This window comes from Bacillus thuringiensis (genome assembly GCF_001182785.1).
Lineage (GTDB): Bacteria > Bacillota > Bacilli > Bacillales > Bacillaceae_G > Bacillus_A > Bacillus_A thuringiensis_S.
In genome coordinates this window covers 3,821,884-3,847,787 of the sequence record NZ_CP012099.1, presented here as the reverse complement: position 1 = coordinate 3,847,787, position 25,904 = coordinate 3,821,884, and the positions used below count along the sequence as shown (strand labels likewise).

Sequence of the window (25,904 nt, the reverse complement as noted above, 5' to 3'; positions counted from 1 at the left end):
GTTATAGGTATAGTATGAGGAAGAATGGAAAAGAAAATTCATCCGAACAAGTATCCACATGTTTTACTAATATATATATGCAAAGTTTGTAAATAAGGTCAGAAAGGGAACGCTTTCTTCACAGATGTTTAATATGTTATACTTTTTTTTAGAATTTGAAAAGTGATATTCAAAATAGGAATATAGAGTGCCAGAAAGGATTTTGACAAATGAATGATAAAATTGTCTTTTTTGATATTGATGGAACATTATTAGATCATGATAAAAAAATTCCGCAATCTACACGAGATGCAGTAAAACAGTTACAAGAAAAAGGCGTACATGTAGCAATTGCGACAGGGCGCGCGCCATTTATGTTCGAAGATATTCGCAAGGAACTTGATATACATAATTATGTTAGTTTTAATGGACAATATGTTGTCTTTGAAGATGAGGTAATATTTAATAATCCGTTACATCCAGATGCTTTACATAAGTTTACTCAGTTTGCAAAACAAGAAGGATATCCACTTGTATATCTTGACCATCAAGATATGAGAGCATCAGTGGAATATCATGATTATGTGAAAGAAGGCTTTGGAAGCTTAAACTTTGAGCATCCAGCATATGAGCCTAATTTTTATGAGGAACGTAATATTTATCAAACACTACTTTTTTGTGAAGTAAATGAAGAGGAAAAGTTTATTAATCATTATCCAGATTTTCATTTTATTCGTTGGCATGCATATTCAATGGATATCATTCCGAATGGTGGTTCTAAGGCAAAAGGAATTGAGAAATATATTGAAAAGTTAGGTTTTAATCGTGATCAAGTGTATGCATTTGGAGATGGATTAAATGATTTAGAAATGATCGAAGCGGTTGGCACAGGTATTGTGATGGGAAATGGCCATGAAGACTTGAAAAAACTTGCAAATCATGTGACAAAGGATGTTAGTGAAGACGGTATATATCATGGACTAAAGTGGGCTGGATTGCTATAAGTGAATATGGAACCCATTTCATAATAAAAAGGCGGAAGATTAACTTCCGCCTTTTTATCCCGCATTAACGTGCAGTAAGACCCCCACCTCGAAATGCAGCGAAAGCAAAGAAGTTAGGTGGGGGATCAACTGTCCGTAAAAGCCCGATTGGTTCAACTAATAATCATTGGGGATGAACACCCCCCGCTGATTAAAGTTTCACTTTATCATTATCGCTCTAGAGGTTTGGAATCATCAGGAGCGGCAAAAGGATTTTCTTTATTGATATGGTCATAGAACATAACGCCATTTAAATGGTCAATCTCGTGTTGGAATACGATTGCTGGTAAACCTTTTAAACGTAATTTTACTTCTTCTCCGTTAATAGAAGTTGCTTTTACTGTAATTCTTGTATAACGAGGAACATAACCAGGTACTTCGCGGTCTACAGATAGACAGCCTTCACCACCCTGTAAATATGTACGTTCAACAGAATGGCTAATGATTTTTGGATTGAATAATGCATGGCTATATAATGTACCGTCCGCATCGGTTACATGAACTGCAATCATTTTTTTTGAAACACCGATTTGCGGAGCCGCTAATCCGATTCCAGGGCGTAAACTATATTTTTCAGCCATTTCAGGATCTTGGCTATTTATTACAAATTCAATCATTTCTTTTAAGGTAGTTGTATCTTCTTCGCTTGCCGGTAATGACACCTCTTCTGCAACGTTGCGCAAAATAGGATCTCCTTCGCGAATAACATCTTTCATTGTAAGCATATGTAATCTCTCCTTTCCTCTTTAGTCTACCAAAGGAGATGGAAAAAGTCATCGGCAAGAAAGGGAAGGCATTTTGGAAATCGTTCTATTATAGAGTAGTTATGTATGTGATAAACAAAAAAAGACGGCAAAGCCGTCTTTTTCTTTCCATAGTTGTTTCGTTTTACATTAGCGAATGCAAGCAGCACCAACGATAATTAAAAGAATAAACAACACAACGATTAAGGCGAAGCCGCGTCCAGACCCGCCACAAGAACCGCCATAACCGTAGGAAGGATATGAACAAGTTGGATAGCAATATGAGTATCCGTACATGAGATGACCTCCTTTATCATTTCCCGCTAATACTGCGGTTACTATAATGTATGGAAGAGAGGGGAGGAATGTATAGGTATTTACCTAAAAAAGGAAGAGTAGTTTGTATATTTTTGTTACGAAGAGAGAAAAACTAAAGAGAATTAAATCGTTTACATATTATTCTAAGAGAAAAAATAAGTGAAAAAGGGAATAATATAACAGTAGGTCAATGCTTACTAATACAGATGTAAAAAATAAAAACACGTTTGTGTAGTAGAAACCTGCATATTATTTATAAAAAAACGTATTCAAAGTAATTGACATCGTAATTAGAATAGTTGTAAACTAAAAAACGTGATCAAGATTGTATTAATATGTTTCTGAAAAAACATTAGTACAGATTGTTAGGTACACAAAATTATTCTCAACCGACAGACAAACATGTTGGTTTACATCGTTGCGCTTTTTAAACTGGAAAATAGCCAGTGAAAGCGTTTCAGAATATGGTTCAAGAGAGGAAGAGGTGAACGGAATGGGTACTAAAACAAAAAAGACCCTATTTAATGTTGATGAGCAAATGAAAGCTATCGCAGCTCAATTTGAAACATTACAAATTTTAAATGAAAACGGTGAAGTTGTGAATGAAGCAGCTATGCCTGAATTATCGGATGATCAATTAAAAGAATTAATGCGTCGTATGGTGTATACTCGCGTATTAGATCAACGTTCTATTTCTTTAAACCGTCAAGGACGTTTAGGTTTCTACGCACCTACAGCTGGACAAGAAGCTTCTCAATTAGCGAGTCATTTCGCACTTGAAGCAGAAGACTTCATCTTACCAGGATACCGTGATGTACCACAATTAGTATGGCACGGATTACCATTATACCAAGCATTCTTATTCTCTCGTGGACACTTCATGGGTAACCAAATGCCTGAGAATGTAAATGCATTAGCTCCACAAATCATTATCGGTGCGCAAATCATCCAAACTGCTGGTGTTGCGTTAGGTATGAAACTACGTGGTAAAAAATCTGTTGCAATTACTTACACTGGTGACGGTGGTGCTTCACAAGGTGACTTCTACGAAGGTATGAACTTTGCAGGTGCATTCAAAGCTCCAGCAATCTTCGTTGTTCAAAACAACCGTTATGCAATTTCTACTCCAGTAGAAAAGCAATCTGCAGCTAAAACTGTAGCACAAAAAGCAGTAGCAGCAGGTATTTACGGAATTCAAGTAGACGGTATGGATCCATTAGCTGTATACGCAGCAACTGCTTTCGCTCGTGAGCGCGCAGTAAATGGCGAAGGTCCTACTTTAATCGAGACTTTAACATTCCGTTACGGTCCACATACAATGGCTGGTGATGACCCAACTCGTTACCGTACAAAAGATATCGAAAACGAATGGGAACAAAAAGACCCAATCGTACGCTTCCGTAAGTTCTTAGAAGCTAAAGGCCTATGGTCTCAAGAAGTTGAAGAGACAGTAATCGAAGAAGCAAAAGAAGATATCAAACAAGCAATTGCTAAGGCTGACCAAGCTCCAAAACAAAAAGTAACTGATTTAATGGAAATCATGTACGAAAAAATGCCTTACAACTTAGCTGAACAATATGAAATCTACAAAGAAAAGGAGTCGAAGTAAGCCATGGCTCAAATGACAATGATTCAAGCAATCACTGATGCTTTACGCGTTGAAATGAAAAATGATCCTAACGTACTTGTATTTGGTGAAGACGTTGGTGTAAACGGCGGTGTATTCCGTGCTACTGAAGGTTTACAAGCTGAATTTGGTGAAGATCGTGTAATGGATACTCCACTTGCAGAGTCTGGTATTGGTGGACTTGCAGTTGGTCTTGCACTTGAAGGATTCCGTCCAGTTCCAGAAATCCAATTCTTCGGTTTCGTTTTTGAAGTAATGGATTCAATTTCTGGTCAATTGGCTCGTATGCGTTACCGTTCTGGTGGACGTTGGACTGCTCCAGTAACAGTTCGTTCTCCATTCGGTGGTGGTGTTCATACTCCTGAACTACATGCTGATAGCTTAGAAGGATTAGTGGCTCAACAACCTGGTCTAAAAGTTGTTATTCCATCTACTCCATACGATGCTAAAGGTCTTTTAATCTCTGCGATTCGTGACAACGATCCAGTTATCTACTTAGAGCATATGAAATTGTACCGTTCATTCCGTCAAGATGTACCAGAAGGCGAATACACAATTGATTTAGGTAAAGCTGATATCAAACGTGAAGGTACAGATGTATCTGTTATCGCTTACGGTGCTATGGTTCACGCTGCATTAAAAGCTGCTGAAGAACTTGAAAAAGAAGGTATCTCTTTAGAGGTTGTTGACTTACGTACAGTTCAACCATTAGATATCGAAACAATCATCGCTTCTGTTGAAAAAACAGGTCGCGTAGTTGTAGTTCAAGAAGCTCAAAAACAAGCTGGTATTGCAGCTAACGTTGTAGCGGAAATTAACGACCGTGCAATCTTAAACTTAGAAGCTCCAGTTGTACGTGTTGCAGCTGCTGATACAGTATTCCCATTCTCTCAAGCAGAGAGCGTATGGTTACCAAACCACAAGGATATTGTTGAAGCTGTAAACAAAGTAATGAACTTCTAATTTTTAGTTTTTCATGTGCAAAAGAAATCAGCACATGCTGGTTTCTTTTGTACATATTCCATAATAATGAAATGAATCAGGGGGCTGAATTCCGTGGCATTTGAATTTAAACTACCAGATATCGGTGAAGGTATCCACGAAGGTGAAATCGTAAAATGGTTTATTAAACCAGGCGATGAAGTAAATGAAGACGATGTACTTCTTGAAGTACAAAATGATAAAGCAGTAGTAGAAATCCCTTCTCCTGTTAAAGGTAAAGTACTTGAAGTACTTGTAGAAGAAGGAACAGTTGCAATCGTAGGAGATACATTAATTAAATTTGATGCTCCTGGATACGAAAACCTTAAATTTAAAGGTGACGATCATGATGAAGCTCCAAAAGCTGAAGAAGCAGCAGTAGAAGCTCCAGCAGCGGAAGCTACTCCAGCAGCAACTGCAGAAGTAGTAAATGAGCGCGTAATCGCTATGCCATCTGTTCGTAAATACGCTCGTGAAAAAGGTGTAGACATTCATAAAGTAGCTGGTACTGGTAAGAATGGCCGTATCGTAAAAGCTGACATCGATGCATTTGCAAATGGTGGACAAACTGTAGCAGCAACTGAGGCTCCAGCAGCAGTAGAAGCTACTCCAGCAGCAGCGAAAGAAGAAGCACCAAAAGCACAACCAATTCCAGCTGGTGAATATCCAGAAACTCGTGAGAAAATGAGTGGTATCCGTAAAGCGATTGCGAAAGCAATGGTTAACTCTAAGCATACAGCTCCTCACGTAACATTAATGGATGAAGTTGATGTAACTGAGCTTGTTGCTCACCGTAAGAAGTTCAAAGCAGTAGCAGCTGACAAAGGTATTAAATTAACTTACCTTCCATACGTTGTTAAAGCTTTAACATCTGCATTACGTGAATACCCAATGTTAAACACTTCTTTAGACGATGCATCTCAAGAAGTAGTTCATAAGCATTACTTCAACATCGGTATCGCAGCTGATACAGACAAAGGTCTATTAGTACCAGTTGTTAAAGATACAGATCGCAAGTCTATCTTCACTATTTCTAACGAGATCAATGATCTTGCTGGTAAAGCACGTGAAGGTCGTCTAGCTCCAACTGAAATGAAAGGTGCTTCTTGCACAATTACAAACATTGGTTCTGCAGGTGGACAATGGTTCACTCCAGTTATCAATCACCCAGAAGTAGCAATCCTTGGTATCGGCCGTATCGCTGAAAAACCAGTTGTGAAAAATGGTGAGATCGTAGCAGCTCCAGTATTAGCATTATCTCTAAGCTTTGACCATCGTTTAATTGACGGCGCAACTGCTCAAAAAGCGTTAAACCAAATTAAACGTCTATTGAATGACCCACAATTATTAGTAATGGAGGCGTAATAACAATGGTAGTAGGAGATTTCCCAATTGAATTAGATACAGTCGTTGTTGGTGCAGGTCCTGGTGGATACGTTGCGGCAATTCGTGCAGCACAATTAGGTCAAAAGGTAGCAATCATTGAAAAAGCTAACCTTGGTGGCGTATGCTTAAACGTTGGATGTATTCCTTCAAAAGCGTTAATCAATGCAGGTCATCGTTATGAGAATGCAATGCATTCTGATGACATGGGTATCACTGCAGAGAACGTAAAAGTTGACTTTACAAAAGTTCAAGAATGGAAAAACGGCGTAGTTAAGAAATTAACTGGCGGTGTTGAAGGCCTTCTTAAAGGTAACAAAGTTGAAATCATTCGCGGTGAAGCTTACTTCGTAGATGCTAATACATTACGCGTTATGACTGAAGATGCAGCTCAAACTTATACGTTTAAAAATGCTGTTCTTGCAACTGGTTCTACACCAATCGAAATTCCAGGATTCAAATACTCTAAACGTGTTATCAACTCTACAGGTGCTTTAAGCTTACCTGAAATTCCTAAAAAACTTGTTGTAATCGGCGGCGGTTACATCGGTATGGAATTAGGTACTGCATATGCTAACTTCGGTACAGAAGTTACTGTAGTAGAAGCTGGCGACGAAATCTTAGCTGGTTTCGAAAAAGCTATGAGCTCTGTTGTTAAACGTGCTCTACAGAAAAAAGGTAACGTAAATATCCATACAAAAGCTATGGCTAAAGGCGTTGAAGAAACAGAAACTGGCGTAAAAGTTAGCTTTGAAGTTAAAGGTGAAATCCAAACTGTAGAAGCAGATTACGTATTAGTAACTGTAGGTCGTCGTCCAAACACTCAAGAAATCGGTCTTGAGCAAGTTGGAGTTAAAATGACTGACCGCGGCATCATCGAAATCGATGAGCAATGTCGTACAAATGTACCAAACATCTATGCAATCGGTGATATCGTTCCTGGACCACCATTAGCTCACAAAGCTTCTTACGAAGGTAAAGTAGCTGTAGAAGCAATTAGTGGCCATGCATCAGCTATCGATTACATCGGAATTCCTGCAGTGTGCTTCACTGATCCAGAATTAGCATCTGTTGGTTACACTAAAAAACAAGCTGAAGAAGCTGGAATGACTGTAACTGTATCTAAGTTCCCATTCGCTGCTAACGGTCGTGCATTATCATTAAACAGCACTGACGGTTTCCTACAACTTGTAACACGTAAAGAAGATGGTCTTCTTGTAGGTGCTCAAGTTGCAGGTGCAGGTGCTTCTGATATTATCTCTGAAATTGGTTTAGCTATCGAAGCTGGAATGACAGCTGAAGATATCGCTCAAACAATCCATGCTCACCCAACATTAGGTGAAATCACAATGGAAGCAGCTGAAGTTGCTCTTGGAATGCCAATTCACATTGTAAAATAATTTAAGTAATGTAAATAGCCCCTCTCTTATTATAAGAGAGGGGCTATTTTTATTTTCATCAAATGACTTGCAAGGTCTTTAAACGTACTTGTCGAATGAATATATAATACTTTAACAAATGATTTAGGCGTAACTTACTTCAAAGGTAATATATATCATCCTATAATATGTAATTGATTCAAACTTAACCCCATATATTAATAAAATAGAGCATGTCAAAGGAGAAGGTTCCATGAAAATATTACATGTTATATTTTATCATTTACTACTATGGAGTGGCTTTTCCACTGTATTAACATTATCGAATGGTGATAAGTTTCATTATAAAGTTATTCTTTTTTTCGTGTTCCTGTATTTAGCCTATGTAATAGCATATTTTGTATTACACGTAAGAAAGCAAGCGTTATTTCTTACATGTTCGAATTGTATACTATTTTTAATCGTATTATTTATTTTTTAAATTAACGTTTATAAAAATACATTGTTCTTCCATTAAATAATTGTAACTCTCCTTCTAATTTCTTCGCTAAAAAACGGCAAAATTCATTTGCTTTCCCTTTGTCACCATATGTTGCATTAGGTGGTAAAGAAACTTGGATGAAAGATTGTTCATTTTCTATACCAACACCAATATAAATTGAGTCATACCGATCGTGATTGGATTGAAGTTTTAATGTTGTTGTAGATGTATCTAAAATTTCATAAGGAAAAGCGGTATTTGTATACGTGAAATTAATTTGGGCACCAGTTTTAGAAGTAACTGTTTTATAATAATGAAAAAGTTGTTTTATATCATCTATTGAAACAGATTGTTGATTGGATTTAGGTACAAGCGTAATAAAGGCGTGTTGCATATAAGTTCCCCCTAACTTAGTAGAATACTATCATTCTACATCCTACTGAATTTTTTGACAATTAAAAGGAGTATTACATGTTTTGTTTAATATACTAGTAATGAAACGTGATGTAGAAAGGTGGAAACCAATGTTTGAAAAATTGTATGATGAGCATGAAAGTGTGAAGGTACGATTTTTAGGATTTATGACACATGATACACGTTATGATTTTGGTGTTATTTATACAAATATGTTTTTTGGAAAACCGCTCATTGTTTGTATGCAAACAGGAAGGTCTACTTTACTCGGACGAGATGATGTAGAGAATGTTCAATATATACAGGAGATTTTTAAATTAGGATCAGAAGAGGAAGCGAAGGAGTTAGCTCAGTTTTTCAAATTTCTAGTTCCGTCAACTTCTTTACATGCGGAATATGAAGAATAATTAATGTGAAACAGTCGTACTTATAAATATGGCTGTTTTTTATTTGAATATCGCATACTAATTAAAATTTAAAATATTTAATGTGTTATACTAAAAACCTATTGACGTAAAAAGTATAACATATTAAAATAAAGACAGAAAGTTAAGCGGTTACAAAAAAGTTTTTGGGATTATAAACTTAGGGGGAAATGAAAAATGGGAACAATCGTATGTCAAGATTGTGAAGGTACAATTGCACACTTCGAAGATGAGAAAGTAACGGTACTTTACGGGAAATGTGGATCTTGCGGATGTGATCACACAGAGCATACAAAAGCCCAATAATTGATAGGAAATGGACAGCTAAAAGTTTTTAGGACCATAAACTTAGGGGGAAATGAAAAATGGGAACAATCGTATGCCAAGTATGTGAAGGAACAATCGGACATTTTGAAGATGAGAAAACGACAGTACTTTACGGAAAATGTGGAACAAATTGTGACTGTGCTAGAAAAGATAATGCGAAAGCTTAATGATAAATAAATAGATTACTATTAAAACTCAGGGGGAAATGAAAATGGGAACAATCGTATGCCAAGTATGTGAAGGAACAATTGGACATTTTGAAGATGAAAAATCAACAGTACTATACGGGAAATGTGGATCTCATTGCGAATGTGACCATAAAGAACATACAAAAGCTTAATAATAAGAAAAAGCGCCTACATGTGTAGGCGCTTTTTTAATAAATTGTAGTTGTATGGCCAACTGTTGCAACGATTGCATCATCTCTAATTGGAATAAAGCTTATGGATGTCTGTGGTGTACTAGAAGAAGCGTATTGGCTCATTATACGGCTATCTATACGGGTAATAGTATCGGTCAAGAAAGCTGAAATAAAAGCGTAAGGGACACGTCGTTCATTTAATGAATAAATAATTTCTTCTTTTGTTTTTACACCTACGCCATGTCCGTAAAAAAAGAAATTTCCTAAATAGATTGTGTTTTCTCCTTGCCACTCAATCGTAGCTGGATTCACTTGTGGGTTTTTAAAGTAAACGAGGTCACCTGGAACAAGATCGCCACCGTTTTTTGTTATGAGCCTTAGATCTTGATCATAGTCCCATGTATAAAGTAAAAGGTTTGCAAATAGACGATTGAAAGTTTCTTCCTCATACAATGATAATAAAGCTTTATAAAAAATAATGATCATAGCGGTTGCACATTCAGTTCCATATAGTTTTCCGTTTTTGAAAATATCTTGTATGGCAATGGAAGGTGGTATGTTTGGAAGAAGCTCGAATCCTCCAAGGGATGTTCTTTTCCAATACTGGGGGTTGCAAAAGGATTGTTGAAATGTGCGAAACTGAAATCCACTTTGAAAAAGTTCTAGTGCAGAGATAATAATATTAACTCGTAAATTGAGATCAAAGCTGAGTTCATCAGCTGTTCGGAAGGAATAAACTTCTTGATTTCCTGCCATTATTGATAAAATTTGTTGTTTCTCTGCTGCAAATGGCTCATATTCATTTGTAATATAAGGATGTACAATAGAACGGCCTATTACAATCATAATAGTATCCCCACCTATACGTTACATTCTTTAGTATCGTATGAAGAAAAGGAAAAAAGGTGAAAAAAAAGCCTATCAACTGATAGGCTTGTACTCTTTAATAACACGTAATGTTTGTAATGTCATATCTTCAGGACCTTGTACAGGTAAACCTGCTTCTAAGTTTTTACGAATATACTCTAAGTTTTCTTGTGTAATAATTTCCCCCGGAGTAAAGATTGGAATCCCTGGCGGATAAACCATAACAAAATCAGCTATAATACGACCCGATGCATTTTCAAATGGAATGACTTCTGTTTCCGAATAAAAAGCATCTCGAGGAGAAAGTGCTAGCACTGGAATTTCTGGAATCTCTACTTGTACTTGAACACCTTTATCTGCCCTATTTCTAAATGTTGCTGCTAAATCTTGTAATGCTGCAATAAGTGTATTTGTATCACTTTCTGTGTCTCCCAAAGTGATAAGACATAGTATGTTGTATAAATCTGAGAGTTCTACTTCAATGTTATATTGCTCTCTAAGCCATACTTCAGCTTGGTGGCCGGTAATACCTAAATCTTTTACAGATACAATTATCTTTGTAGGATCATAGTTAAAGGTAGCATCTGTACCTAACATTTCTTTTCCAGGACAGTAAAGATGCTCAATAGAATTTATAGCATCACGAACATGTTCAGCTAATTGTATTGTTTGTTCTATGAGTGCTGTTCCTTCTGTAGCAAGACGTTTTCTCGCAACATCAAGTGATGCTAACAAGATGTAAGAAGTTGATGTAGTTGTAAGCATGCTAATAATAGATTGGACATGTTTTACATTCACCAAGCCTTCTTTCACATTAAGAATAGAACTTTGAGTTAAAGAGCCTCCTAATTTGTGAACACTTGTTGCTGCCATGTCTGCACCAGCTTGCATCGCCGACATCGGCAATTCATCGTGAAAATGAATATGAACACCATGAGCCTCGTCGACTAGTACAGGGATGTCATAAGAATGTGCTAATTGTACAATCTGTTCTAAGTCTGCAGCAAATCCAAAGTACGTTGGGTTAATAACAAGTAAGCCCTTTGCATCTGAGTGCTCTTCAAGTGCTTTTTTGACAGATTGAATTGTGATTCCATGAGAAATACCGAGTTTCGGATCGATTTCAGGATGCATGAAAATCGGTTTTGCACCTGAGAAAATAATAGCTGACATTACTGATTTATGCACGTTTCGTGGTACTAGGATTTTGTCACCAGGACCGCAAACGCTCATCACCATTGTCATAATAGCGCCACTTGTACCTTGAATAGAAAAGAAAGTATGATCTGCACCGAATGCAGCGGCTGCTAAATCCTGTGCTTCTTTAATCATACCTTTTGGATGATGTAAATCATCGAGTGGCGCAATATTAATTAAATCAATTGCTAATGCATTATGCCCAATAAATTCGCGAAATGTAGGATCCATGCCCTGTCCTTTTTTATGACCAGGAATATGGAATTGAATTGGATTTCGCTTACTGTGCTCAACTAAAGCGGTAAACAATGGTGTTTCGTATTGGGACAATCTATACACCCCTTCTTCTTCGTAATATTTAGTATAATTTGTTTTATATAATCCTGCTCTAAAAAAGTAAGTCCTTTTTTAGAATAAGGCTTGTTTTTCTGCCATTCAAAAAATCGTTTTTGAGATGGTAGCTTCACTTTATTTTCTATAAAACAAAAGCATTATATCACCAATAATTATAGATGTATAGAAAAAAATATTTTTAAGGTGAGTATGTTTAATAGTTAGCCTCAACTAATGAATAGAGGAAGACAATTCCATTAAAATGAATAAATAGTGTATAATGCAGAGTGGCTATATTGAAACAAGAAGAAATGATAAATGAGGTGCGAAATGGAATATCAATATCCGTTAGATTATGATTGGTCAAATGAGGAAATGGTTATAATTGTGAAGTTTTATGAAGCGATTGAGAAAGCTTATGAAAAAGGAATTATAAGAGAAGAATTAATGGGTTTATATCGTCGTTTTAAAGAGATTGTTCCATCGAAAGCAGAAGAAAAGAAAATTGATAAAGAGTTTCAAGAAGTAAGTGGATACTCTATATATCGTGCTATTCAAAGGGCAAAGGAAGTCGAAGAACAAAAGCTTGTAAAAATGTAAAAAATATTTTGAAAAATAAAAACTGAAGTGATATAATGTGATAACAACTAAAAACGGACAATATAAATTGTCCGTTTTCTACTATCGATTACAAAGTGCATATAAAGGAAGGAGTGATTGCATCGTAGATTCAATCTTAGCAAGGAATTGTTCGTTGGTCATTGCTGAAAACTCCTCTGGTGATATATGAATACCAACTAATAATTCTGCTTTTTTTACAGTAGCTAGTCGTTCAATCATCTTTTGTAAGTCTTCAGTTTCAAGTGTCTTATGTAATTTCACACTTGGTTTAGTATGGTCAATGGACCAAACGAAGTCATTTGGAATATTTGTTTTTAAATCATTTAAATGTTCTAAGAAGGCATGAGCCGTCTCAACTTTTTGTGGACACTCATAGATTAAACCAAAGTATATGAAGGCATGAGTACCCCATAAGCCGATTTGGAAATGCGGTAGCATTTTATATCCTCGTTTATTTGTTGAAAAAGCAACCCAAGTATCGTTTGGTGGATTGACTTTGCGGCGTGCGTGTTTTGCAACATGATAAAAAAAGTTCTCATCAGTGTGTTGGGATAAGTATTCTGCAAATTGTTCCCCTAAAGCTTCTAGCTTAGGATGAATGTTCGTTTTAATTGCACTCATTCGTTCTTCGAGACCATCAACTGTAAAGACATCAAAATCAGTTGACTTGAATGTTTGTATTGTCATGATTGTTCCTCCAACTCCTATTTTGCTTTTATTTTAGCATAGCTTGTACTATTCATAAAAAAAACAGCACAAAAAAATTTAAATAAAAAAATATAATTTTGTTGCATAGATGATTTATCCAACATAGTATAGTATAAAACAAAAAATCAGAAAATTGAATTAATTCTAGTCCGAGGGCAGACGAATATTGGGAGGAGGCAAATAATATGAGACAGGTGATTAATGCGTTAAAGAGAACAGATGCCGAAAAGAGAATACCGGTGCTACGTTTGGAGCTAGATTATGAATTAGCAACTTTATATGATGCGATGATGGAAGATGATAAACAGAAAAAAGAAGAGTGTGTACAAAAGTTAGAAGTGTTAAGACTTGAAATGATTCGTTTAGAAGCGTAATAATAGTATATGTATAAAAAATTAGTTGGTGCGAACCTTATAAAGGGTTCGTTTTTTCTGTGAACAGTATAGATCGGAGTGTTTAAACATGCAAGAAGTATGGAAAGACATCGATGCACACGCCAAACGGTGGATTCGGGATGCAGGAGAGCATTTAATGGCATCCATGAAAAAAGCACTTATTATAGAAACAAAATCCAATGCAGCTGACTTAGTTACAAATATGGACCGAGAGATAGAACAGTTTTTAATTGGGAAAATTAAAGAAACATTCCCGAATCATAATATTTTAGGAGAAGAGGGTTATGGAGACGAGATAACGTCTTCTGACGGGGTTGTTTGGTTAATTGATCCAATTGACGGCACGATGAACTTTGTTCATCAAAAAAGAAATTTTGCAATTTCAATTGGGATTTATGAGAACGGTATCGGAAAGATTGGACTTATTTATGATCCAGTACATGATGAACTATATCATGCAGTCAAGGGGTCTGGAGCTTTTTGTAATGATATATCAATTCCTCCATTGGAAAAAGGGACTGTAGAGCAAAGTATTGTAGCTTTAAATGCGATATGGCTTACAGATAATCCATTGCTTAATATGGAAAGTATGATGGCACTTGTTAAGAAAGCAAGGGGCACGAGATCATATGGCTGTGCAGCGTTAGAGATGGTATATGTTGCAACAGGAAGAATAGATGCATATGTAACGCCGAGATTATCACCATGGGATTTTGGCGGAGGACAGATAATTGTAGAAGAAGTTGGAGGTAAGGTAACGACATTCGCTGGAGCACCACTTTCTATCATAGAGAAGAGCAGTGTGTTAGTTGCAAAACCAGGAGTGTATGAAGAAGTGTTATCATTTATATGAGAGCAACAAAAAAAGTAAGAGGCTGTGTATAAGCTTCTTACTTTTTAGCGTTATTGTGATTTGCGCATTTTTCTTTTTGTTACAAAACCGTATCCAACTGCAACAAATGTACCGATAATGCAAATAATAATACCGATTGGACTATTTTCAGCAATCATAATGCCGATACCGATTAAGAAAATAACACCGATAATTGCGGTTAATAAAAAGCGATATTGAATGTGTTCCATTTCTTCACCCTCCAATCTCATTTTACTTTCACAAAAGTAAGAATACAACTATATTTTCATTCTTGCTTTTATTTTAATTGCTATTGTATCCCCTTCGCTCTTATAATAGAGAAGGATTAAAAAGACATTAGGAGTTGGACATGTTGAAAAAACGACAAGATTTACGTAATATAGCAATTATTGCCCACGTTGACCATGGTAAAACAACACTTGTTGACCAGTTATTACGTCAAGCGGGGACATTCCGTGCGAATGAACATATTGAAGAACGCGCAATGGATTCAAATGATCTAGAAAGAGAACGCGGTATTACAATTTTAGCGAAGAATACAGCGATTCACTATGAAGATAAAAGAATTAACATTTTAGATACACCAGGTCACGCTGACTTCGGTGGAGAAGTAGAACGTATCATGAAAATGGTTGATGGTGTTCTACTTGTTGTTGATGCATATGAAGGTTGTATGCCACAAACACGATTCGTTTTAAAGAAAGCTCTTGAGCAAAACTTAACTCCAATCGTTGTTGTAAACAAAATTGACCGTGACTTCGCTCGCCCTGATGAAGTAGTTGATGAAGTAGTTGACTTATTCATCGAACTTGGTGCAAACGAAGATCAATTAGAGTTCCCAGTTGTATTTGCATCAGCAATGAACGGAACAGCAAGCTTAGATTCAAATCCAGCAAATCAAGAAGAGAATATGAAATCATTATTCGATACAATTATCGAACATATTCCAGCACCAGTTGATAACAGCGAAGAGCCACTTCAATTCCAAGTAGCACTTCTTGATTACAACGACTACGTTGGACGTATTGGAGTTGGACGCGTATTCCGCGGTACAATGAAGGTTGGACAACAAGTTGCTTTAATGAAAGTTGACGGAAGTGTAAAACAATTCCGCGTAACGAAATTATTCGGTTACATTGGATTAAAACGTCAAGAAATTGAAGAAGCAAAAGCTGGAGATTTAGTAGCTGTTTCAGGTATGGAAGACATTAACGTAGGTGAAACGGTATGTCCGGTTGAGCATGAAGAGGCTTTACCATTATTACGTATTGATGAGCCAACACTACAAATGACATTCCTTGTAAATAACAGCCCATTTGCAGGTCGTGAAGGTAAATTCATTACATCTCGTAAAATTGAAGAGCGTCTTCGTTCACAATTAGAAACAGATGTAAGTTTACGTGTAGATAATACAGATTCTCCTGATGCATGGATCGTATCTGGACGCGGGGAACTGCATTTATCTATCTTAATTGAAAACATGCGTCGTGAAGGTTATGAACTACAAGTATCTAAGCCTGAAGTAATTATTAAAGATGTCGATGGCGTAAGATGTGAACCTGTAGAGCGCGTACAAATCGATGTTCCTGAAGAATACACTGGTTCTATTATGGAATCAATGGGTGCACGTAAAGGTGAAATGTTAGACATGGTGAATAACGGAAACGGTCAAGTTCGCCTTACTTTCATGGTTCCGGCACGTGGTTTAATTGGTTACACAACAGAATTCCTAACATTAACTCGTGGTTACGGTATTTTAAACCATACATTCGATTGCTACCAACCAGTACATGCTGGACAAGTGGGTGGACGTCGCCAAGGTGTTCTAGTTTCACTTGAAACAGGAAAAGCATCACAATACGGTATTATGCAAGTTGAAGACCGTGGTGTAATCTTCGTTGAACCAGGTACAGAAGTATATGCTGGTATGATTGTAGGAGAACATACTCGTGAGAACGACTTAACAGTTAACGTTGTGAAAATGAAACAACAAACTAACATTCGTTCTGCAACGAAAGATCAAACTTCAACAATGAAAAAACCACGCTTAATGACTCTAGAAGAGTCATTAGAGTACTTAAACGATGACGAGTTCTGTGAAGTAACTCCAGAATCAATTCGTTTACGTAAAAAGATTCTTGATAAGAGCGAACGTGAAAGAGCTGCTAAGAAAAAGAAATCTGTAGAAGCGTAAAAAATAAAACAGCTACCTTAAATTAAGGTAGCTGTTTTTTTATGTTTATTTTTAGAATATTTACTCTTTTTAGTGGACAGTATTTTTTTCGCGGGTTACTCTTGTATTAAGTACATAAAGAAATTTTGTTTTTTTATGAGAAGGGGGGATAAATAGTGTTAGAAAGAATGTCTTTTTTTGCGAAATTATGTAAAGTTGATGAAAATCCAGAATTAGGGATGTGGTTACTGTATGGCATCATTATTATATTAAGTGCACTTGTGTATAATTTAGGTTTTGCAAGAAAACTATCAATAATAAAAAATATAGTGATATATATATCGTTAGCGATTGGATGTACAGTGTTAACTTTCTTTGCAGTTTTTTTACCTGTTGGAGAGGGACTTGTTGTAGCGGCAATTGTACTTGGAATTTATAGGTTACGATTACGTCAAGCGAAACAACAAAAAGCAGGGTGAGGGGGCGAAGTTTTATGCGTTCAGTACAAGATGTACTATATAATTGGTTAACAATTAAAACAGTTGCGGAAGCACGTCCGGATGATAGTGCTGCAAAAGAAACATATTTGTTATTTCAAAATATGATATATGAAGAACATAAATTAAAAGATGTGGAAGTTAAAAAGAACGAGGAAATGTATTTAATTACATATGAAATGAATGGGGAAAGGAAATCTGCAAGGTTTCCGCTAGAAGCCATTGATTGTTTCTTGGATCAGATGAACCGTGAGCCAGAAAAATATAAATAAGTCCTTATCTATATGAGTAAGGACTTATTTACATTTTACCAATCGTCTTCGACTTTTTTATCACGATATAATCGGAAATTACCACTTGCATGACGTTCCATTGTACGCTCTGCAATTCGTTCCGAACATTCCATGCACATATATGTATGAATAGGGCGATTACGCAGTTTTTTTGCCATAGGATTTTCATCATCTAACATATCTTTTTTATCACAAATCATACATTTGACTCTCATTTCGTCACCTCAATACGAATTCTATCAGTATAAGTATATCATGGAAGTATAATGTTTTTGAATAATAGTGGGAAAAAATAATATTTTCGCAATTCGAAAAATAAGTTATGATAAGGATATACCAAGTATGTTTGGAGGTGAAAATATGGCGAATGTAGTAGAGCCTACTTTAACAGAGGGTTTAGTACAAACGTTGCGTAAAGAGTGTATTGTGATGATAGCAACGACAGATTTTGAAAAACAAGTTCCTAACGTAAGTGCTATTTCTTGGGTGTATGCAGTGAGCAAAACTAGTATTCGATTTGCAGTAGATCAACGGTCACGTATTGTGGAAAATATAAGGCATAATACAGGGGTAGTATTGACTATAATGGCGAATGAATCCGTATTTTCCATAAGTGGTGCAGGTGAAATTTTGACAGATAGAATGGAAGGTATTTCTTTGAAATTAACTGTAATAGAAGTTAATGTGCAAGAAGTACGTGATGTTATGTTTTATGGAGCGAAACTTGCAATTGAACCAACATATGAAAAAACATACGATCTTCGGGCGGCGAAAAAGTTGGATAACGAAGTGCTAGTAGGAATAAGAGAATTATAAATGTGCTAAATAAGAAATTCGTTTATTCACTTTTGTAATCGGTTATTGTGATTTAACGTTAATAATTATAATAAAAAGTAATATATTGAACAGAAATGAATAAAGAATAAATAAAAGGTTTAATGACTATGATTTTCGATTCTACCTCGTTTACACGGTACATATAATTATAACAATGGTTCGTCCATATTTTATGGATGAAACCCTTGTTCTACAAATTTAAAAGTGGAGTCAGGGGGTAACAGGTTGGATAAAATTTATGTGTTAGATACGAATGTACTTTTGCAGGATCCTTTATCTATTTTTTCATTTGAAACCAATGAAGTAGTGATTCCAGCAGTTGTATTAGAAGAGGTTGATTCGAAAAAACGTTATATGGATGAAGTAGGACGAAATGCTCGTTATGTATCTAAGTTAATAGATAAATTTCGTGAAATAGGAAAGCTGCATGAAAGTATCCCGCTAGAAAATGGCGGAACATTTCGTATTGAATTAAACCATCGTTCATTTGTGCAACTACAAGATATTTTTGTAGAAAAAACAAATGATAATCGAATTTTAGCTGTAGCAAAAAATCTATCTTTAGAAGAACAGGAAAAAGAGGACGGGAAGTCTGTTATTTTAGTAAGTAAAGATGTACTCGTAAGGGTAAAAGCTGATGCAATTGGTTTGAAGGCTGAAGATTATTTAAGTGATCGCGTAATTGAAGTAGAAAATATATATTCTGGCTTTTTAGAAGGATATATATCAAAAGAACAATTGGATTATTTTTATGAGAAAGGTGAATTGCCTCTATCTGAAATTGCGAATCACCCTTTTTACCCAAATCAATTTGTAGTAATGAAAGATGCATTAGGGGGCTCTAGTTCTGCGCTTGGCATTGTGGATCACTTAGGTAAGAAGGTAAAGAAACTTATTTTTCACAATGAACAAGTGTGGGGGATACGACCACGAAACGTGCAGCAAATTATGGGGTTAGAATTGTTGCTTCGTGAAGATATTCCGCTTGTAACGTTAACGGGGAAAGCCGGCACAGGAAAAACGTTACTTGCGTTAGCTTCGGGACTCATGCAAACGGAAGACTTAGGGTTATATAAAAAATTACTCGTTGCAAGGCCAATTGTTCCAGTCGGAAAAGATATCGGTTATTTACCAGGAGAAAAAGAAGAAAAGTTAAGACCATGGATGCAGCCAATTTTTGATAACCTAGAGTATTTATTTAATACAAAAAAGCCAGGAGAGTTAGATGCTATTTTAGCTGGAATGGGTTCGATTGAAGTAGAAGCCCTTACTTATATACGCGGGAGAAGTATTCCAGATCAGTTCATTATCATTGACGAAGCACAAAATTTAACAAAGCATGAAGTAAAAACGATACTAACTAGGGTAGGGGAAAAGAGTAAGATTGTATTGATGGGAGATCCTCAGCAAATTGATCACCCATATTTAGATGAATATAATAATGGCTTAACGTATGTTGTAGAGAAGTTTAAAGAACAGCGTATTAGTGGTCATGTGAAGTTTGTTAAAGGGGAGCGATCTAATTTAGCTCAACTAGCAGCAGATTTATTGTAAAAAGGAGTGAGCTTAAGCTCACTCCTTTTCTTTAAATAATTGTAAATTGACGGATGTTACGGATTGGATTTTGTTGATTAGATCCATCATTGAAATAGAGATGAACAGGCCCATCTTCTTTTAATGGTTTTCCTTCTTTTGAAAAGCCTAGTATAGCATTTTTGACAGTTTCTAATGGAAGTGTCATTGTATGATCTACCGTTTCAATTTCAACTTGCGTAGCGTCTTCTAAAATTTCAGCGTTAGCAAGGAATGGATGAAATGGTATACCAAATGTTCCAGTAATCAGCTGTTCTTTTTTATATTTCTTTACACTTTGTTGTATCGGCGGGAAGGCAGCACCATCACGAATTTCACGATCCCAATGCTCTGAAGTGTTTTTTAAATAAGTTTCTAGTTCAGACGTGTTTTCTCTAGTTTCATCAAAGTAAGTTGTCAAATCTACTTTTCGATCATCAAAGATCCAAACAGTTGGATCAATAGTGATTGGAAAACGTACTTTTCCGTTAATAAATAAAATTTCGCTCATTGTTGTTCCCCCATTTGTGTTATACTCCCACTTTTCAGTATAATAGCATTAGACACTATTGTCACAAAAAATGTTTCTATTGCAATTTATTAAAACTATCGCTAATATTAATAGATAGGATAGAGGAGAGTAGGACGGAAACGGAGGGAATCAATTTGGCGTCTGAGACAGTAGCAAATCATCAGGAAAAGGCACTAGCCCTTCTACAAGCGGATGCAGAGAAGATTTTAAGACTTATTAAGGTGCAAATGGACCATCTTACAATGCCGCAATGTCCATTATATGAAGAAGTGTTAGACACACAAATGTTTGGACTATCCCGCGAGGTCGATTTTGCAGTTCGCCTTGGTCTTATTGCAGAAGAACAAGGGAAAGCAATGTTAGGTGAGCTCGAACGTGAGTTATCTGCACTTCATGAAGCGTTTACAAACAAACAACAATAACGGGTTCAAATAAGGGGGCTCAAACTAAATTAGTTTGAGCTTTTTATTTGTATAATAAAGCAGGAAGAATCAATGTACATATGGAATACAACAATAATTAAATTGAAACAGAAAGAGGAAATGAAATGAAAAAAGTATGGAAATCAATGGATTATTCATTGTTACTTCCTCTTGTTATCTTATGTGTGCTGGGAGTTATAATGGTATATAGTTCGAGTTCCATTGTTGCGATTTCGAGGTTTGATAAACCAGCAAATTTCTTTTTTAAAAGACAATTAATTACTCTAGCTGCTGGAACAGTGTTATTAATAGTTCTTGCTATTATCCCATATAAAGTGTGGAGAAAACGAATCTTTTTATTGGGAAGTTATGGAATTAGTGTTGCATTATTAGCAGCAGCTGCATTTTTTGCTAAGACAGTAAATGGTGCAAGTGGATGGATATTTGGAATACAGCCTGCGGAATTTGTTAAGATAACAGTTATTCTTGTGTTGGCCAATTTCTTTGCGAAGAGGCAGGAAACGAATACGCCTGTTTTTAAAGGGTCAGGGCCAGTACTTTTGGGTGTTGGTTTAATTATGTTCTTAATTTTAAAGCAAAATGACTTAGGGACTGATTTGTTAATTATGGGGACAGTAGGAATTATGTTTCTTTGTTCAGGAGTACGGATTAACTTATGGATTAAACGAATTGTTTTAACTTCTATAGTATGGATTCCAGCGCTATATTTTCTTGGGAATTATGCATTAAGTTCGTATCAAAAGGCACGCTTTTCAGTTTTTCTTGATCCATTTAGTGATCCACAAAAGGATGGGTTCCAATTAATAAATTCATTTATTGGAATTGCTTCAGGTGGGTTAAATGGTCGAGGATTAGGAAATAGTGTACAAAAGTATGGTTATTTACCAGAGCCGCAAACAGATTTTATAATGGCGATTATATCTGAAGAGCTTGGATTTATAGGTGTAGCTATTATTTTAATCTGTCTATTGCTTATTATTATTCGATCATTTAGAGTTGCACAAAAGTGTACAGATCCATTTGGAAGTTTAATAGCTATCGGAATTGCAAGCTTGGTTGGAGTTCAAACGTTTATTAATGTTGGTGGTATGTCTGGAGTAATACCACTTACAGGAGTACCATTACCGTTTGTCAGTTACGGTGGTAGTTCTTTATTAGCTAATCTACTTGCGATGGGAATACTACTTAATATTGCTAGTCATGTAAAACGAGAAGAAAAACAACAGAATGGTGTAATAAAAGAAAGAGAACAAAATGGACCACATCTTGTAGTTGTAAAATAAAAAACACATCGTGCTTTAGAGCATGATGTGTTTTTTATTTTCAAGTAGTTTTAAATATGATGTATTATTTTCTGTTTCAGTTAAAAGATATATCACATTTTGTTAAATGTGATATACAATTAAGTTGTTAGAAAAGGAAGAGGTATGCTATACTATTTTTGTGAAACAAATTGTACAGAAAACTTATCATTTGTTAAAAAATAAGGTATGATGGATAAAAATAAAGTGAAGCTTTCTAAGTATAATATAATGTGGAAAGTGAAGAACTTCACGCTTTTTAAGGTGTGTATATATTTTATCTCTAGAGTGGTAGGAAAGTAGAGGGGGAAAATCATGACAAAGCTGCAACGTATTCAAAAAGTATTGGTAGCTAACCGTGGAGAGATTGCAATTCGTGTGTTTCGAGCTTGTTCGGAACTTGGATTAAAAACAGTTGCAATCTATTCTAAAGAGGATAGTGGTTCTTATCATCGCTATAAAGCCGATGAGTCCTATTTAGTTGGGGAAGGAAAAAAACCAATTGATGCTTATCTAGATATTGAAGGCATTATTGAGATTGCAAAAAGTAATCATGTAGATGCAATCCACCCTGGATATGGTTTCTTGTCAGAAAATATTCAATTCGCGAAACGTTGTGAAGAAGAAGGGATTATCTTTATCGGTCCGAAAAGCAAGCATTTAGATATGTTTGGAGATAAAGTGAAAGCAAGAACACAAGCGCAGCTAGCACAAATTCCAGTTATACCTGGTAGTGACGGTCCAGTAAATTCATTAGAAGAAGTCGAAAAATTTGCTGAAAAGTATGATTACCCGATTATTATTAAAGCATCTCTTGGTGGTGGCGGTCGTGGTATGCGTATTGTGCGTACTAGTGAGGAATTAGGAGAATCATATAATCGAGCGAAATCAGAAGCGAAAGCAGCCTTTGGTAATGATGAAGTTTACGTCGAAAAATTCGTTGAAAAACCTAAACATATAGAAGTACAAATTTTAGCAGATGAAGAAGGCAATGTTGTCCATTTATACGAGCGTGACTGTTCTGTACAACGTCGTCATCAAAAAGTTGTAGAAATAGCACCGAGTGTATCACTTTCAGATGATCTGCGTCAGCGTATTTGTGATGCTGCTGTGAAGTTAACGAAAAATGTAAACTATTTAAATGCAGGAACAGTAGAATTCCTTGTAAAAGATGATGAGTTTTACTTTATTGAAGTAAATCCACGTGTTCAAGTAGAACATACGATTACAGAGATGATTACAGGAGTCGATATCGTTCAATCACAAATTTTAATAGCTGATGGACATGCATTACATAGTAAAATAGTAGGTGTTCCGAAGCAAGAGGAAGTAGTTGTGCATGGATTTGCAATCCAATCTCGTGTAACAACTGAAGACCCACTAAATAATTTTATGCCGGATACAGGAAAAATTATGGCGTATCGATCAGGCGGTGGTTTTGGTGTGCGTCTTGATACAGGAAATAGCTTCCAAGGTGCAGTTATTACACCATACTACGATTCTTTACTTGTAAAAGTTACAACTTGGGCACTTACTTTTGAGCAAGCTGCTGCAAAAATGGAACGTAACTTAAAAGAATTCCGTATTCGTGGTATTAAAACAAATATTCCATTCCTAGAGAATGTAGTAAAACATAAAAACTTCTTATCAGGAGAATATGATACTTCGTTTATTGATGTGTCACCTGAACTATTCTTGTTCCCGAAACGTAAAGACCGCGGAACGAAAATGTTAAATTATATTGGTTCAGTAACAGTAAATGGCTTCCCAGGAGTAGGGAAAAAAGAAAAGCCAATATTCCCAGATGCTCGTATTCCATGTTTAAAACATTCAGAGCCAATCCAAAATGGAACGAAACAAATTTTGGACGAGCGTGGAGCAGATGGATTAGTAAAATGGGTACAGGATCAAAACCGTGTACTTTTAACGGATACAACATTCCGTGATGCACATCAGTCATTACTTGCAACTCGTATTCGTACAAAAGATTTACATCAAATTGCAGAGCCAACAGCGAGAATGTTACCAAACCTATTCTCAGCTGAAATGTGGGGCGGTGCAACGTTTGATGTCGCGTATCGTTTCTTAAAAGAAGATCCATGGGAACGATTACTAGATCTTCGTGAAAAAATGCCGAACGTTTTATTCCAAATGTTACTACGTTCGTCAAACGCAGTTGGCTACAAAAACTATCCAGATAATTTAATTCAAAAATTTGTGGAGTGTTCTGCTCAAGCAGGCATTGATGTGTTCCGTATTTTTGATAGTTTAAACTGGGTAGAAGGTATGAGAGTTGCAATTGATGCTGTACGAGATACTGGTAAAATTGCAGAAGCAACAATGTGCTACACAGGAGATATTCATGATCCATTACGTAGTAAATATGATTTGAATTATTATAAAAACTTAGCAAAAGAGTTGGAAGCATCGGGAGCTCACATTTTAGGTATTAAAGATATGGCTGGCTTACTAAAACCAAACGCAGCATATGATTTAGTTTCAGCATTAAAAGAGACGGTATCGATTCCGATTCACCTGCATACGCACGATACGAGTGGAAATGGTATATTAACGTATACGAAGGCAATTGAAGCAGGTGTTGATATTGTCGATGTAGCAGTGAGTTCTATGGCTGGTCAAACGTCACAACCGAGTGCGAACACATTATTCTATGCACTAGGTGGAAATGAAAGACAACCAGATGTTAATATCGATTCTTTAGAAAAGCTATCTCATTATTGGGAAGATGTACGCAAATACTATGCACCGTTTGAAAGTGGTATGAATGCACCTCACACAGAGGTATATATGCATGAAATGCCAGGTGGACAGTATAGTAATCTTCAGCAACAAGCGAAGGCGGTTGGTTTAGGAGATCGCTTTGATGAAGTGAAAGTAATGTACCGTCGTGTGAATGACATGTTTGGAGATATTGTAAAAGTAACACCGTCATCAAAAGTTGTTGGCGATATGGCATTATTTATGGTTCAAAACCATCTGACAGAACAAGATGTTTTAGAGCGTGGACATGCTTTGGACTTCCCTGGATCTGTTGTTGAAATGTTCGCTGGTGATTTAGGTCAACCGTACGGTGGTTTCCCGAAAGAATTGCAAAAGATTATTTTAAAAGGGAAAGAGCCGTTAACAGTAAGACCAGGTGAACTACTAGAGCCAGTAGATTTCGACGCGTTAAAAGAAGAATTATTCCATAAACTTGGACGCGAAGTAACAATTTTTGATGTAGTTGCATATGCATTATATCCAAAAGTATTTATGGACTATGAAAAAGTTGCTGAGCTTTATGGAAATGTATCTGTACTTGATACACCGACATTCTTCTATGGTATGAGACTTGGTGAAGAAATTAATGTGGAAATCGAACAAGGTAAAACATTGATGGTTAAACTAGTTTCCATTGGGGAGCCACAGCCAGATGGAAATCGTGTCCTTTACTTGGAATTTAATGGTCAACCACGTGAAATTATCGTGAAAGACGAGAGTGTGAAAGCAACAGTTGCACAACGTGTGAAAGGAAACCGTGAAAATCCAAATCACATTAGTGCAACAATGCCAGGAACGGTAATTAAAGTAGTTGTAAAAGAAGGCGATGAAGTGAAAAAAGGCGATTCTATGGCAATTACAGAAGCGATGAAAATGGAAACGACAGTTCAAGCGCCGTTCAATGGTAAAGTGAAGAAAGTATATGTTAACGATGGTGATGCAATTCAAACGGGTGATTTACTTATTGAATTAGATCACTAAAATAAAGAAAAGAGCTGTGTAAATACAGCTCTTTTCTT

At 36.1% G+C, this 25,904-nt stretch carries 30 protein-coding genes; 21 read left to right on the top strand and 9 right to left on the bottom strand.

Features of this window, described 5'->3' with window-relative positions:
- Positions 1 to 209: 209 nt before the first annotated feature.
- Positions 210 to 983 (top strand): Cof-type HAD-IIB family hydrolase, encoded by a 774-nt coding sequence (locus tag AC241_RS19645; protein WP_000998269.1) that lies wholly within the window; start codon positions 210 to 212, stop codon positions 981 to 983.
- Positions 984 to 1,192: 209 nt separating this feature from the next.
- Here the strand turns inward: AC241_RS19645 and def are convergent, their stop codons facing one another.
- Both def and AC241_RS19635 read right to left on the bottom strand, forming a co-directional pair.
- Positions 1,193 to 1,747: a peptide deformylase gene (gene def, locus AC241_RS19640; protein WP_000957048.1), complete on the bottom strand. Its 555-nt coding sequence runs from the start codon at positions 1,745 to 1,747 to the stop codon at positions 1,193 to 1,195.
- Positions 1,748 to 1,915: 168 nt separating this feature from the next.
- A complete protein-coding gene (locus tag AC241_RS19635) occupies positions 1,916 to 2,062 on the bottom strand; it encodes a YjcZ family sporulation protein (protein ID WP_000274562.1) in 147 nt (48 codons plus the stop codon).
- Positions 2,063 to 2,576: 514 nt separating this feature from the next.
- On the opposite strand from AC241_RS19635, the gene pdhA reads away from it, so the two are divergent.
- The 5 genes from pdhA (at position 2,577) to AC241_RS19610 (ending at position 7,934) form a co-directional block, all read left to right on the top strand.
- Positions 2,577 to 3,692, top strand: a complete 1,116-nt coding sequence (gene pdhA, locus AC241_RS19630; protein ID WP_000536895.1) for a pyruvate dehydrogenase E1 component subunit alpha — start codon at positions 2,577 to 2,579, stop codon at positions 3,690 to 3,692.
- Positions 3,693 to 3,695: 3 nt separating this feature from the next.
- Positions 3,696 to 4,673: a pyruvate dehydrogenase complex E1 component subunit beta gene (gene pdhB / locus AC241_RS19625; protein ID WP_000068163.1), complete on the top strand. Its 978-nt coding sequence runs from the start codon at positions 3,696 to 3,698 to the stop codon at positions 4,671 to 4,673.
- Positions 4,674 to 4,766: 93 nt separating this feature from the next.
- A complete protein-coding gene (pdhC, locus tag AC241_RS19620) occupies positions 4,767 to 6,056 on the top strand; it encodes a pyruvate dehydrogenase complex dihydrolipoyllysine-residue acetyltransferase (RefSeq protein WP_000863420.1) in 1,290 nt (429 codons plus the stop codon).
- Positions 6,057 to 6,061: 5 nt separating this feature from the next.
- Entirely contained in the window at positions 6,062 to 7,474 is a 1,413-nt protein-coding gene (gene lpdA, locus AC241_RS19615; protein WP_000260104.1) for a dihydrolipoyl dehydrogenase, read from the top strand.
- Positions 7,475 to 7,706: 232 nt separating this feature from the next.
- Complete coding sequence (locus AC241_RS19610) at positions 7,707 to 7,934, top strand: hypothetical protein (protein ID WP_000697470.1); 228 nt, start codon at positions 7,707 to 7,709, stop codon at positions 7,932 to 7,934.
- A gap of 1 nt (position 7,935) precedes the next feature.
- Here the strand turns inward: AC241_RS19610 and AC241_RS19605 are convergent, their stop codons facing one another.
- Complete coding sequence (locus AC241_RS19605) at positions 7,936 to 8,328, bottom strand: DUF1885 family protein (RefSeq protein WP_029443150.1); 393 nt, start codon at positions 8,326 to 8,328, stop codon at positions 7,936 to 7,938.
- 130 nt (positions 8,329 to 8,458) lie between these two features.
- On the opposite strand from AC241_RS19605, the gene AC241_RS19600 reads away from it, so the two are divergent.
- The 4 genes from AC241_RS19600 (at position 8,459) to AC241_RS19585 (ending at position 9,440) form a co-directional block, all read left to right on the top strand.
- Complete coding sequence (locus AC241_RS19600) at positions 8,459 to 8,755, top strand: DUF3055 domain-containing protein (protein ID WP_000462038.1); 297 nt, start codon at positions 8,459 to 8,461, stop codon at positions 8,753 to 8,755.
- Between the two features lie 195 nt (positions 8,756 to 8,950).
- A complete protein-coding gene (locus AC241_RS19595; RefSeq protein WP_000536778.1) occupies positions 8,951 to 9,079 on the top strand; it encodes a GapA-binding peptide SR1P in 129 nt (42 codons plus the stop codon).
- A gap of 59 nt (positions 9,080 to 9,138) precedes the next feature.
- A complete protein-coding gene (locus AC241_RS19590; protein WP_000536803.1) occupies positions 9,139 to 9,267 on the top strand; it encodes a GapA-binding peptide SR1P in 129 nt (42 codons plus the stop codon).
- Between the two features lie 44 nt (positions 9,268 to 9,311).
- Positions 9,312 to 9,440 (top strand): GapA-binding peptide SR1P, encoded by a 129-nt coding sequence (locus AC241_RS19585; protein WP_000536796.1) that lies wholly within the window; start codon positions 9,312 to 9,314, stop codon positions 9,438 to 9,440.
- 36 nt (positions 9,441 to 9,476) lie between these two features.
- Here the strand turns inward: AC241_RS19585 and AC241_RS19580 are convergent, their stop codons facing one another.
- Positions 9,477 to 10,307, bottom strand: a complete 831-nt coding sequence (locus AC241_RS19580; RefSeq protein WP_000635337.1) for a protein-glutamine gamma-glutamyltransferase — start codon at positions 10,305 to 10,307, stop codon at positions 9,477 to 9,479.
- Between the two features lie 75 nt (positions 10,308 to 10,382).
- Positions 10,383 to 11,855: an arginine decarboxylase gene (speA, locus tag AC241_RS19575; protein ID WP_016080448.1), complete on the bottom strand. Its 1,473-nt coding sequence runs from the start codon at positions 11,853 to 11,855 to the stop codon at positions 10,383 to 10,385.
- Positions 11,856 to 12,188: 333 nt separating this feature from the next.
- Between speA and AC241_RS19570 the strand changes: the two genes are divergently transcribed.
- Positions 12,189 to 12,458, top strand: a complete 270-nt coding sequence (locus AC241_RS19570; RefSeq protein WP_000456546.1) for a UPF0223 family protein — start codon at positions 12,189 to 12,191, stop codon at positions 12,456 to 12,458.
- 81 nt (positions 12,459 to 12,539) lie between these two features.
- Here the strand turns inward: AC241_RS19570 and AC241_RS19565 are convergent, their stop codons facing one another.
- Positions 12,540 to 13,166, bottom strand: a complete 627-nt coding sequence (locus AC241_RS19565; protein ID WP_000155318.1) for a YktB family protein — start codon at positions 13,164 to 13,166, stop codon at positions 12,540 to 12,542.
- 206 nt (positions 13,167 to 13,372) lie between these two features.
- Between AC241_RS19565 and AC241_RS19560 the strand changes: the two genes are divergently transcribed.
- Complete coding sequence (locus AC241_RS19560; protein WP_001250164.1) at positions 13,373 to 13,561, top strand: hypothetical protein; 189 nt, start codon at positions 13,373 to 13,375, stop codon at positions 13,559 to 13,561.
- An 88-nt stretch (positions 13,562 to 13,649) separates the two neighbouring features.
- Positions 13,650 to 14,435 (top strand): inositol monophosphatase family protein, encoded by a 786-nt coding sequence (locus AC241_RS19555; protein WP_016080450.1) that lies wholly within the window; start codon positions 13,650 to 13,652, stop codon positions 14,433 to 14,435.
- A gap of 50 nt (positions 14,436 to 14,485) precedes the next feature.
- Here the strand turns inward: AC241_RS19555 and AC241_RS19550 are convergent, their stop codons facing one another.
- On the bottom strand, positions 14,486 to 14,665 hold the full coding sequence (locus AC241_RS19550; RefSeq protein ID WP_000400123.1) for a DUF5325 family protein: 180 nt from the start codon (positions 14,663 to 14,665) through the stop codon (positions 14,486 to 14,488).
- A 140-nt stretch (positions 14,666 to 14,805) separates the two neighbouring features.
- On the opposite strand from AC241_RS19550, the gene typA reads away from it, so the two are divergent.
- The 3 genes from typA (at position 14,806) to AC241_RS19535 (ending at position 17,398) form a co-directional block, all read left to right on the top strand.
- Entirely contained in the window at positions 14,806 to 16,650 is a 1,845-nt protein-coding gene (gene typA, locus AC241_RS19545) for a translational GTPase TypA (RefSeq protein WP_016080451.1), read from the top strand.
- 155 nt (positions 16,651 to 16,805) lie between these two features.
- Positions 16,806 to 17,108, top strand: a complete 303-nt coding sequence (locus AC241_RS19540; RefSeq protein ID WP_016080452.1) for a YlaH-like family protein — start codon at positions 16,806 to 16,808, stop codon at positions 17,106 to 17,108.
- 14 nt (positions 17,109 to 17,122) lie between these two features.
- Complete coding sequence (locus AC241_RS19535; RefSeq protein WP_043937977.1) at positions 17,123 to 17,398, top strand: hypothetical protein; 276 nt, start codon at positions 17,123 to 17,125, stop codon at positions 17,396 to 17,398.
- Between the two features lie 35 nt (positions 17,399 to 17,433).
- On the opposite strand, the gene AC241_RS19530 is transcribed toward AC241_RS19535, so the two are convergent.
- Positions 17,434 to 17,634 carry a YlaI family protein gene (locus AC241_RS19530; RefSeq protein WP_001995040.1) on the bottom strand — a complete coding sequence of 67 codons (201 nt, stop codon included), beginning with the start codon at positions 17,632 to 17,634 and terminating at the stop codon, positions 17,434 to 17,436.
- Positions 17,635 to 17,779: 145 nt separating this feature from the next.
- Between AC241_RS19530 and AC241_RS19525 the strand changes: the two genes are divergently transcribed.
- Both AC241_RS19525 and AC241_RS19520 read left to right on the top strand, forming a co-directional pair.
- The gene (locus tag AC241_RS19525; RefSeq protein WP_000024600.1) at positions 17,780 to 18,235 is read left to right on the top strand and encodes a pyridoxamine 5'-phosphate oxidase family protein; all 456 of its coding nucleotides are present in this window, start codon (positions 17,780 to 17,782) and stop codon (positions 18,233 to 18,235) included.
- A 246-nt stretch (positions 18,236 to 18,481) separates the two neighbouring features.
- On the top strand, positions 18,482 to 19,810 hold the full coding sequence (locus tag AC241_RS19520; RefSeq protein ID WP_000358083.1) for a PhoH family protein: 1,329 nt from the start codon (positions 18,482 to 18,484) through the stop codon (positions 19,808 to 19,810).
- Between the two features lie 31 nt (positions 19,811 to 19,841).
- On the opposite strand, the gene AC241_RS19515 is transcribed toward AC241_RS19520, so the two are convergent.
- On the bottom strand, positions 19,842 to 20,339 hold the full coding sequence (locus AC241_RS19515) for a molybdopterin-binding protein (protein WP_043937979.1): 498 nt from the start codon (positions 20,337 to 20,339) through the stop codon (positions 19,842 to 19,844).
- 155 nt (positions 20,340 to 20,494) lie between these two features.
- Between AC241_RS19515 and AC241_RS19510 the strand changes: the two genes are divergently transcribed.
- From AC241_RS19510 to pyc, 3 genes are all read left to right on the top strand, one after another.
- Positions 20,495 to 20,782: an Fpa/YlaN family protein gene (locus AC241_RS19510; protein ID WP_000135694.1), complete on the top strand. Its 288-nt coding sequence runs from the start codon at positions 20,495 to 20,497 to the stop codon at positions 20,780 to 20,782.
- A gap of 125 nt (positions 20,783 to 20,907) precedes the next feature.
- The gene (locus AC241_RS19505; protein WP_029443148.1) at positions 20,908 to 22,086 is read left to right on the top strand and encodes an FtsW/RodA/SpoVE family cell cycle protein; all 1,179 of its coding nucleotides are present in this window, start codon (positions 20,908 to 20,910) and stop codon (positions 22,084 to 22,086) included.
- Positions 22,087 to 22,419: 333 nt separating this feature from the next.
- Positions 22,420 to 25,866 carry a pyruvate carboxylase gene (gene pyc / locus AC241_RS19500; RefSeq protein ID WP_050844461.1) on the top strand — a complete coding sequence of 1,149 codons (3,447 nt, stop codon included), beginning with the start codon at positions 22,420 to 22,422 and terminating at the stop codon, positions 25,864 to 25,866.
- Positions 25,867 to 25,904 lie beyond the last annotated feature (38 nt).

What these genes read in the sequence shown, in the direction of transcription:
- AC241_RS19645 (WP_000998269.1), top strand. Translation starts at nt 210, where the DNA reads ATGAATGATAAAATTGTCTTTTTTGATATTGATGGAACATTATTAGAT.
- def (WP_000957048.1), bottom strand. Translation starts at nt 1,747, where the DNA reads ATGCTTACAATGAAAGATGTTATTCGCGAAGGAGATCCTATTTTGCGC.
- AC241_RS19635 (WP_000274562.1), bottom strand. Translation starts at nt 2,062, where the DNA reads ATGTACGGATACTCATATTGCTATCCAACTTGTTCATATCCTTCCTAC.
- pdhA (WP_000536895.1), top strand. Translation starts at nt 2,577, where the DNA reads ATGGGTACTAAAACAAAAAAGACCCTATTTAATGTTGATGAGCAAATG.
- pdhB (WP_000068163.1), top strand. Translation starts at nt 3,696, where the DNA reads ATGGCTCAAATGACAATGATTCAAGCAATCACTGATGCTTTACGCGTT.
- lpdA (WP_000260104.1), top strand. Translation starts at nt 6,062, where the DNA reads ATGGTAGTAGGAGATTTCCCAATTGAATTAGATACAGTCGTTGTTGGT.
- AC241_RS19610 (WP_000697470.1), top strand. Translation starts at nt 7,707, where the DNA reads ATGAAAATATTACATGTTATATTTTATCATTTACTACTATGGAGTGGC.
- AC241_RS19605 (WP_029443150.1), bottom strand. Translation starts at nt 8,328, where the DNA reads ATGCAACACGCCTTTATTACGCTTGTACCTAAATCCAATCAACAATCT.
- AC241_RS19600 (WP_000462038.1), top strand. Translation starts at nt 8,459, where the DNA reads ATGTTTGAAAAATTGTATGATGAGCATGAAAGTGTGAAGGTACGATTT.
- AC241_RS19595 (WP_000536778.1), top strand. Translation starts at nt 8,951, where the DNA reads ATGGGAACAATCGTATGTCAAGATTGTGAAGGTACAATTGCACACTTC.
- AC241_RS19590 (WP_000536803.1), top strand. Translation starts at nt 9,139, where the DNA reads ATGGGAACAATCGTATGCCAAGTATGTGAAGGAACAATCGGACATTTT.
- AC241_RS19585 (WP_000536796.1), top strand. Translation starts at nt 9,312, where the DNA reads ATGGGAACAATCGTATGCCAAGTATGTGAAGGAACAATTGGACATTTT.
- AC241_RS19580 (WP_000635337.1), bottom strand. Translation starts at nt 10,307, where the DNA reads ATGATTGTAATAGGCCGTTCTATTGTACATCCTTATATTACAAATGAA.
- AC241_RS19570 (WP_000456546.1), top strand. Translation starts at nt 12,189, where the DNA reads ATGGAATATCAATATCCGTTAGATTATGATTGGTCAAATGAGGAAATG.
- AC241_RS19565 (WP_000155318.1), bottom strand. Translation starts at nt 13,166, where the DNA reads ATGACAATACAAACATTCAAGTCAACTGATTTTGATGTCTTTACAGTT.
- AC241_RS19560 (WP_001250164.1), top strand. Translation starts at nt 13,373, where the DNA reads ATGAGACAGGTGATTAATGCGTTAAAGAGAACAGATGCCGAAAAGAGA.
- AC241_RS19555 (WP_016080450.1), top strand. Translation starts at nt 13,650, where the DNA reads ATGCAAGAAGTATGGAAAGACATCGATGCACACGCCAAACGGTGGATT.
- AC241_RS19550 (WP_000400123.1), bottom strand. Translation starts at nt 14,665, where the DNA reads ATGGAACACATTCAATATCGCTTTTTATTAACCGCAATTATCGGTGTT.
- typA (WP_016080451.1), top strand. Translation starts at nt 14,806, where the DNA reads ATGTTGAAAAAACGACAAGATTTACGTAATATAGCAATTATTGCCCAC.
- AC241_RS19535 (WP_043937977.1), top strand. Translation starts at nt 17,123, where the DNA reads ATGCGTTCAGTACAAGATGTACTATATAATTGGTTAACAATTAAAACA.
- AC241_RS19530 (WP_001995040.1), bottom strand. Translation starts at nt 17,634, where the DNA reads ATGAGAGTCAAATGTATGATTTGTGATAAAAAAGATATGTTAGATGAT.
- AC241_RS19525 (WP_000024600.1), top strand. Translation starts at nt 17,780, where the DNA reads ATGGCGAATGTAGTAGAGCCTACTTTAACAGAGGGTTTAGTACAAACG.
- AC241_RS19515 (WP_043937979.1), bottom strand. Translation starts at nt 20,339, where the DNA reads ATGAGCGAAATTTTATTTATTAACGGAAAAGTACGTTTTCCAATCACT.
- AC241_RS19505 (WP_029443148.1), top strand. Translation starts at nt 20,908, where the DNA reads ATGAAAAAAGTATGGAAATCAATGGATTATTCATTGTTACTTCCTCTT.
- pyc (WP_050844461.1), top strand. Translation starts at nt 22,420, where the DNA reads ATGACAAAGCTGCAACGTATTCAAAAAGTATTGGTAGCTAACCGTGGA.